The sequence below is a fragment of the Streptomyces sp. NPDC058308 genome (genome assembly GCF_042880275.1).
Taxonomy (GTDB): domain Bacteria; phylum Actinomycetota; class Actinomycetes; order Streptomycetales; family Streptomycetaceae; genus Streptomyces.
The window spans coordinates 46890-53892 of the sequence record NZ_JBHVZA010000040.1 but is presented as its reverse complement, the minus strand read 5'-3'; the positions used below and the strand labels follow the sequence as shown (position 1 = coordinate 53892).

The following is a 7003-nucleotide window of genomic DNA, read 5'->3' as shown; positions in this document are numbered from 1 at the left end:
GGGTCATCCCGGTACTGGGCGTACCGGGATGAGCCCGACAACGCGGCGAGCGTGCGTGCCAGACGCCGCGAGGCAGACGGGAGTTTGACGACAGGGCCTAGGAGCGCGTCGGTCCGGGAACCGGGTCCACGGAGTCAGGGGAGGCAGCGGCCGCGGGCCGCTGCCTCCCTTTGCATCGGTCCACCCCGACGGACCGACGAGGCGAGCCGGCGATTGGTGGGACGATCGGACATGGCGGTGACGGGGGTGGTCGCGTCGGCGCCACCGTCGCTTGACGCAAGCACAAGCAATGGGTTGCATACATTCTGTGATCGTGCACCGGGCTCCAACTGCCAGTTCCTGTACGTACGTCCAGCGCTTCCGGGCAGCCCGGACCCTCGGAGCCCGCCGGGCCGGAGGGTGTGCGCCGTGGACCCGGTGATCGTTGTCGGCGCGGGGCCCGTGGGGCTCGCCCTCGCCCTCGCCCTGGCCCGCAACTCGGTGCCCACCGTCGTCCTCGACGAGGGCCCCGGCAAGGACGAGCAGCGGCCCGCGCGGACCGTCGTGCTCCGTGAGGACACTGCGGCGTTCGTGGAGCGGCTCGCGGGTCACTCGTTCGGTGACTCGGAGTCAGGTGCCCGGTGGACCGGCTGGCGCTCCGTACGGCGCAAGCAGCTGATGCAGGAGCTCGACTTCGGCGGCGAGATCCCCGCTCCGCTGCATCTGCCGCAGCACGTGCTGACCGCCGCGCTGCGCGAGGCCATCGCCGACGAGCGGCTCGTCAAGGTCGCGGTGGAGAGCAAGCTCGACTCCCTGGAGGAGGACCCCGCCGGGCTCACCGCGCACACGCGGGGGCCCAAGGCCACGTGGTGGCGGGGCAGTTACCTGGTGGGCTGCGACGGGGCCCGTTCCACGGTGCGCAAACTCCTCGACGTCCGCTTCCCGGGGCGGACGGCCGTCGAGCGACACGCCGTGGCCTCGCTGCGCACGGAACTTCCCTGGCCGGGCCGGGCGTTGTTGCATCGGATGCCTCCGTGGCGCGGGGGAGGCGCCGAGGTGACGGGCCGTCCGCTCGCCGACGGGGTGTGGCGGCTCGACTGGCTGCTCCCGCCGCGCGGCGAGCTCGTGACGCCCGACGCGCTCGTCCTGCGCATCCGGGAGACCCTCGCGGGCTGGTGCGGCGGTTCCACACCGCCGTACGAGCTGCTCGACACGGGGGTGCACACCGTCCACCACCGGCTCGCCCGACGGTGGCGGGTCGGTCGTGCCTTCCTCGCCGGGGATGCCGCGCATCTGCTCGGCGCGCTCGGCAGCCAGGGGCTCGACGAGGGGCTGCGGGACGCCGACAACCTCGCCTGGAAGCTGGCGCTGGCCTGGCATCACGGTCCGCGCGAAGCGCTGCTCGACAGCTATCAGGTCGAGCGGCGGGCCGGGGTGGCCGCACGGCTGCGCGCTGCCGACCAGGCGCTGCCCGCGCTGCGGGGCGGCAAGGGCCTGCGCTCGTACGTGCCGGGGACGGCGCGCGGCCACGACACGCTCCTCACGGACGGCCATGTGGGGCGCGGCCCGCTCGGCGCGCCCTCCTCATACGCCGAGTCGCCGCTGGCGCCCGCGCCCTCCGAGTCCGTCACGCCGGTGGGTACGGAGCCCGGGGCTCCGGTCGCCGATGTGCAGGTCACCGCGCCCGACGGGTCCTTCGTCCCGCTGCGGGACCGGCTCGGGCTCGGGCAGCTGATCGTCGTCCTCGTCGCGCCGGGCACCGTGGTGTGGGAACGGCGGCACTGGGTGACGGCCGGGATCATGCCGCGGCTCGCCGCCGCCGTCGCGGCCCTGCCGCACCCCGCCGAGCTGCTCGTCGCGGAGAGCTATCCCGGGGCCGCCGCCCACTCGCTGCTGCTCGTGCGGCCCGACGGCCATCTGGTCACCGCGCTCTGCGGGGTGCGCCCGGCCGAGCTGTACGCGGCGGCCGAGGCCGCGCTGGGCGGCTCCGCGCCGACGGGACGCGGGGACGGAGCGGGGCGGCCCGGCCGGGCGGGCGAGGAGGAGAGCGCCGCGGGGGCCGGGCGGCCGCGGGCGTGACGGGGCGGTCGAGAGCGTGCGTAAGGAGACTCTGGGGCATGGGGAGCGCGCGTAAGGAGACTCTGGGTCGTCAGGAGTGCTCGTAAGGAGGCGCCGGGTCGTCGGTCGGAGGTGCGCGTAAGCAGACTTCGGGCCCGCCGCCCGGGGCGCGCGTCGCCCACGCCAGGAGCCCGGCCGGGCCGCGCACCGGAGCCCGTTCGGGCCGCGCTCGGGGTCCGCTCTCCCACGCTGCGAGCCCGGCTGACCGCATGCTGAGCCAGAGTTGACCGGCCCAGACCCCCGTGGTCTACTCCGAATCGTGACCGACACCGATGTACGCCTGTGGCGGAGGGTCCACATGGACCTCCTCCGCTACGCAGGCTGCGTGTGTCACCCGTCCTGCTGAATTCGCCTTTTCTCCTTCGCGCGCTGAGCCCCCGCTCCGGGTCGTCTCGCGCGCTCTTCCGCGAACCTCCAGGACGGTACCCGTGTCTGTTGCCCCTACCTCGACCGCGCCCGCGCCCGGGCGCTCCTCGGCGCCCACCGCCGCCGAACTCCTCGCCTTCGTCCGCCGCACCGCGGCCGACACCGAGCTCATCGCCTCCCTGCCGCTCGACCCCGAGGGCCGCACCTGGGTGCGCCTGCAAGGCCCCGGCGGCAGCGAGGCGTGGCTGATCGGCTGGCCGCCCGGCACCGGCACCGGCTGGCACGACCACGCCGAGTCGGTCGGCGCCTTCCTCACTGCGGCGGGCACCCTCAAGGAGAACTCGCTCGCCGCGCGCCTGCCCACCGACGGCTGGAAGACCCTGGAACTCTCCGACGACGTCGACCGCGAACGGGAACTGGCGACCGGCGAGGGCCGCGCCTTCGGCACGAACCACGTGCACGAGGTGCTCAACCAGTCGCCGACCGAGCACGCCGTCTCCGTGCACGCCTACTACCCTCCCCTGCCGCGGATCCGCCGCTACAGCCGGAGCGGCGACGTGCTCCGCCTCGAGTCCGTGGAGCGCCCGGAGGACTGGCAGTGAGTGACCGCGAAGGCGTCGAGCGTGCAGGTGCCGCGGGGCAGGCCGGTGAACGTCCCGTCGGCATCGATGAGTTGCTTGAGCGCGTACGTCTCGGTCTCGACCGGCTCACTCCGAAGGAGGCGTACGAGGTTGCCGAGGACGGTGGCCTCCTGGTCGACATCCGCTATGCCGCGCTGCGCGAGCGCGACGGACTGATCCCCGGAGCGCTCGTCGTCGAACGCAACGAGCTGGAGTGGCGCCTCGACCCCCAGGGCAGTCATCGCGCTCCACAGGCCACCGGACATGGTCTGCGCGCCGTCGTGATCTGCAACGAGGGGTACGCGTCCAGTCTCGCGGCCGCCTCCTTGCACCAGTTGGGCCTGCGCCACGCCACCGATCTCGTCGGCGGCTTCCAGGCGTGGCGGGCGGCGGGGCTGCCGGTGGTGGCTGCCGAGACGTGAGCAGGTCCGCGTGAGTGCTGAGTGCCCCTTGCCGATGTCCCATGCGCTTCGGCAGGGAAGTCGGTAAGGGGCACCCTCCATTGCGTACTGGTCCTCACTCCTTGGCCGTCGCCACGGCGACGGGGAGCGGCCTCAGGGCGGCGCGGCCCGGCAGCGCGGTCGCTGCCAGCGCGAGCAGCCCGGCCACGGCGACCACCGACACGTACACCAGGGGCACGACTGTCGGCGCCGCGCTGCCGGTCATACCGATGCTGAAGGCGGTCAGGACGGCGAGCGCCACGCCGCTGCCGAGCGAGACTCCGATGAGCAGGACGGAGAGCGCCTCGGTGCGGAGCATCCGCAGGACCTGTCGACGGGTGGCGCCGGCGAGGCGCAGCATCGCGAACTCCCGTATGCGCTCGGAGACCGACATCGCGAGGGTGTTGACGACGGCGATGGCGGTGAAGGCCAGCACGAGCCCCATCGCCAGGAGGTTGACCTCGGCGTTGGCCTGCCGCAGCTCGGCTTGGCGGCCGTCGGCCGCGGCCGGGGTGAGCACCCGCACGGACGGGAACTTCTCGACGTCCGCCGCGAGTTGTTCTCTCGTACGGTCGCTCTTGACGAGGACCGTGGCGGCGAGCGGGTTGTCGACGTGGCGGGCGACCAGATCGTGCGCCATGGTCAGATCGCCGAACCCGAGCCCGCGTGCGTACACGGCGCGGACGGTGAGCTCGGCCTTCGTGCCGTCTCCCAGGGTGAACTTGAGCGTGCTGCCGGGCCGCAGGCCGAGCCGGTCCGCGGCGAGTTCGCTGACGGCGACGCTGTCCGCGTCGAAGCTCCTGAGCGATCCGGCGGTGACGTCCGGGTCCCAGGTCCGGGTGAGGCCCTGCGGAGTGACGCCCTGCGCGGGGTACTTGTCGAGCCCGACGCGCACCGTCGTGCGGACGACCTCGGTGACCGCCTCGACGCCGTCGGTCGTACGCAGCTTCCGTGCCGCCTCCGCGGGGACGCCCGGCCCTTGCGCGGCCAGCACCCAGTCCGCGTCGACGCCCTGGCGGGCCTGCGTACGGGCGGCGTCGTCGAGGGTGGGCCGGACGAAGAGGACGGTGCAGGTCATGCCGGTGAGGAGGGCGAGCGGAGTGACGGCGGCAGCCAGCCGGGCCGCGTTACCGCGCAGGTTGGCGTGGGCGAGCTTTCCGCCGGGCCCGGCCAGCCGGAGCGGGCCCCGCAGGAGCACCGCCGCCGCCCGGACCACGACCGGCCCGAGGAGCGCGAGGGCGCAGGCGAAGACCACAACGGCCAGGAAGGTCACGGGAGTCGACGCCGCCTCGGTCCGCAGCACGCTCAGCACGGCGACCAGCACAGCGCCACCGGCGAGCAGCACCAGGCCCGCGGCGATACGGCCCCAGGCAGGCCGACGCCGCTCGACCCGCGCCTCGGCGAGAGCCTGCGCCGGGCGGATCCTGACGATTTTGCGTCCGGCGATGCGGGCTGCGGCCCAGGCGCCGAGCACGGTGACACCTGCGGCGACGAGGGGCGGGAAGACGCTGACGGCGCGTTCAAGGGTGGCGGGTACGGCTCCGGTGGCCACGAACCGGCCGTGCAGCCAGCCGCCGAGCGGGATTCCGGCGAGCGCCCCGACGGCCCCCGCGGCGGCGCCGACGACAAGTGCCTCGCGGCCGAGGAGCTTGCGGATCTGTTTCGGGGTCGCGGCGACGGCGCGCAGCAGGGCGAGCTCGCGGTGACGCTGCTGGACGGAGAGGGCGAAGGTGCCGACCACCACGAGGATGGCGACGAGGAGGGACGTGCCGCCCATGGCGCCTCCCATGCTGACGAGCTTGACGCGCGCGCCCGCCGCGTCGAGAAACTCCACGGGCCCGCGCTCGTCCCCCGAACTGACCTGCGCCGTCGTACCGTCGAGGGCCCGCGAGACGGTCTCCTTGAGGCCCGCGACGGTGGTGCCCCCGTCCGGTACGACACCGATGGCGGTGACTCTTCCGGGGTGCGCGGCGAGGCGTTCGGCCTCGGCGGAGGAGAAGAACAGCGAGGTCTGGTGGGTCAGCGCGCCGCTCTCGGGTGCGGCGACACCGGTGATGCGGTAGGCGCGCGGGCTCTGCGTCGACTGGACGGTGAGGCGGTCACCGGGCCTCAGCCCCGCGCGGTCGGCGAGGTCACGGTCGACGACGAGGTCATGGGCCGTGCGCGGCGCCCGCCCTTCGACGAGCCGGAAGGGGGTGAGGGCGGCCGACTCCCAGGCGTGTCCGTACGAGGGTCTGTCCACGTCGCGGGCGGCGGCGGGCGTCAATGGCTCGGCGAGGAAGGTGAGTTCGGGAATGATGGCTGCGATGCCCGGGGCGCCGGGGGACTTCGTCAGCCTCTCCTCGACGTCGGCGGCCCGCAGCCAGGCCCTCTCGGCGATCGGTTTCGCCTTGTGTTTGACCTTGGTCTTGCCCTTCTTGTGCTTGACCGTGGTCCGGTGCACGTTCTGGTCCGCGGAGATGATCACAGGGGCCGCGGCGTAGCGCTCGGTCTTGATCGTGCCGCGAAGTCCGGTCTCCAGGAGGGTTCCACAGGCCGTGATGAGGGCTGCGGCACACATCAGCGCGAGGAAGGCGCCCAGGAACCCGCCTTTGCGGTCCCTGACCGTCTGCAGTGCGTAGCGCAGCATCATGAGGGATCGGCCTCTTCTCGGTCGTCGGCGGGCGCGGGGAAGGCCAGGAAGCGTGTGAGGACGGTGCGGGCGGCGGCCGGGGTGTCGGCGTCGGGGCGCTTGTACCGGTTCAGGAGCGCGATGTACTCCTCGAAGAACTCGGTGAGTTCGGGGAGCGTCAGCCGGATCGTGCCGCGCGAGGAGAGGAACGCGTCGTACCAGTCGCCGAGTTCACCGCCGCTCTGCCGCTGCAGCCGCGCGAACAGCTCCAGGTCGGCGGCGTACGAGAGGTGGTGGAGCTCGTCCATGACGAGCCGCGTCTCGGGGCTCTGCCGACTGCGCGGGGGAAAGCGCCGGTCGCCCGGGACGGCCCGCCACCAGCGCTCACGCCCGTGCCCCGGCCCGCCGCTCCCCGGATGCCCTCGCCCCGCACGCCCCCGCTCCGGGCCGGGCGTCTCCTCGACGAAGCCGTAACGGGCGAGCTCACGCAGGTGGTAACTGGTCGCCCCCGTGTTGAGGCCGAGGGCCCTCGCGAGGGTCGCGGAGGTGGCCGGGCCGTGCACGGTGAGGTGCTGCAGCATCTGTTGCCGGCGGGGCTGCGCGAGTGCCTTCAGTACGCGGAGATCGCTCAGCTCTTGCGGGGCCCGGCCCGAGGCGTGGGGCGGGGCAGGATGCTGGTCGGTCCGGTCATCGCCCTGAGCCGGGCCGGTCGTGCCGGGTTCCTGTGCCATGCGTACACAGTCGTCTGTGCACAGGGCTCTGTGCACTGTGGTGGACCGGCGTCTCCGCAGGGGGGACAACCCCACCCTGCGGAGCCTCGGTTGGGGTACGTGGATCGCTCCGGCTGCCGCCCCACCCCCGTGGGAGCG

General features: G+C 73.5%; 6 protein-coding genes. 4 read left to right on the top strand and 2 right to left on the bottom strand.

Annotated features, from left to right (window positions below; genetic code table 11):
- Nucleotides 1-408: 408 nt before the first annotated feature.
- The 4 genes from ACFVYL_RS34615 to ACFVYL_RS34600 all read left to right on the top strand — a co-directional run bounded on the left by ACFVYL_RS34615 (nucleotide 409) and on the right by ACFVYL_RS34600 (nucleotide 3505).
- Nucleotides 409-2058, top strand: a complete 1650-nt coding sequence (locus ACFVYL_RS34615; protein ID WP_389723154.1) for an FAD-dependent monooxygenase — start codon at nucleotides 409-411, stop codon at nucleotides 2056-2058.
- Nucleotides 2059-2356: 298 nt separating this feature from the next.
- Nucleotides 2357-2443, top strand: a complete 87-nt coding sequence (locus tag ACFVYL_RS34610) for a putative leader peptide (protein WP_389723160.1) — start codon at nucleotides 2357-2359, stop codon at nucleotides 2441-2443.
- A gap of 82 nt (nucleotides 2444-2525) precedes the next feature.
- Entirely contained in the window at nucleotides 2526-3065 is a 540-nt protein-coding gene (locus ACFVYL_RS34605) for a cysteine dioxygenase (RefSeq protein WP_389723151.1), read from the top strand.
- Nucleotides 3062-3505 carry a rhodanese-like domain-containing protein gene (locus ACFVYL_RS34600; protein WP_389723148.1) on the top strand — a complete coding sequence of 148 codons (444 nt, stop codon included), beginning with the start codon at nucleotides 3062-3064 and terminating at the stop codon, nucleotides 3503-3505. The genes ACFVYL_RS34605 and ACFVYL_RS34600 overlap by 4 nt, the downstream gene beginning before the upstream one ends.
- A gap of 94 nt (nucleotides 3506-3599) precedes the next feature.
- Here ACFVYL_RS34600 and ACFVYL_RS34595 read toward each other — a convergent pair whose 3' ends face one another.
- The gene (locus tag ACFVYL_RS34595) at nucleotides 3600-6155 is read right to left on the bottom strand and encodes an FtsX-like permease family protein (protein ID WP_389723145.1); all 2556 of its coding nucleotides are present in this window, start codon (nucleotides 6153-6155) and stop codon (nucleotides 3600-3602) included.
- On the bottom strand, nucleotides 6152-6865 hold the full coding sequence (locus tag ACFVYL_RS34590; RefSeq protein ID WP_389723142.1) for an ArsR/SmtB family transcription factor: 714 nt from the start codon (nucleotides 6863-6865) through the stop codon (nucleotides 6152-6154). The genes ACFVYL_RS34595 and ACFVYL_RS34590 overlap by 4 nt, the downstream gene beginning before the upstream one ends.
- Nucleotides 6866-7003 lie beyond the last annotated feature (138 nt).

What these genes read in the sequence shown, in the direction of transcription:
- ACFVYL_RS34595 (WP_389723145.1), bottom strand. Translation starts at nt 6,155, where the DNA reads ATGATGCTGCGCTACGCACTGCAGACGGTCAGGGACCGCAAAGGCGGG.
- ACFVYL_RS34590 (WP_389723142.1), bottom strand. Translation starts at nt 6,865, where the DNA reads ATGGCACAGGAACCCGGCACGACCGGCCCGGCTCAGGGCGATGACCGG.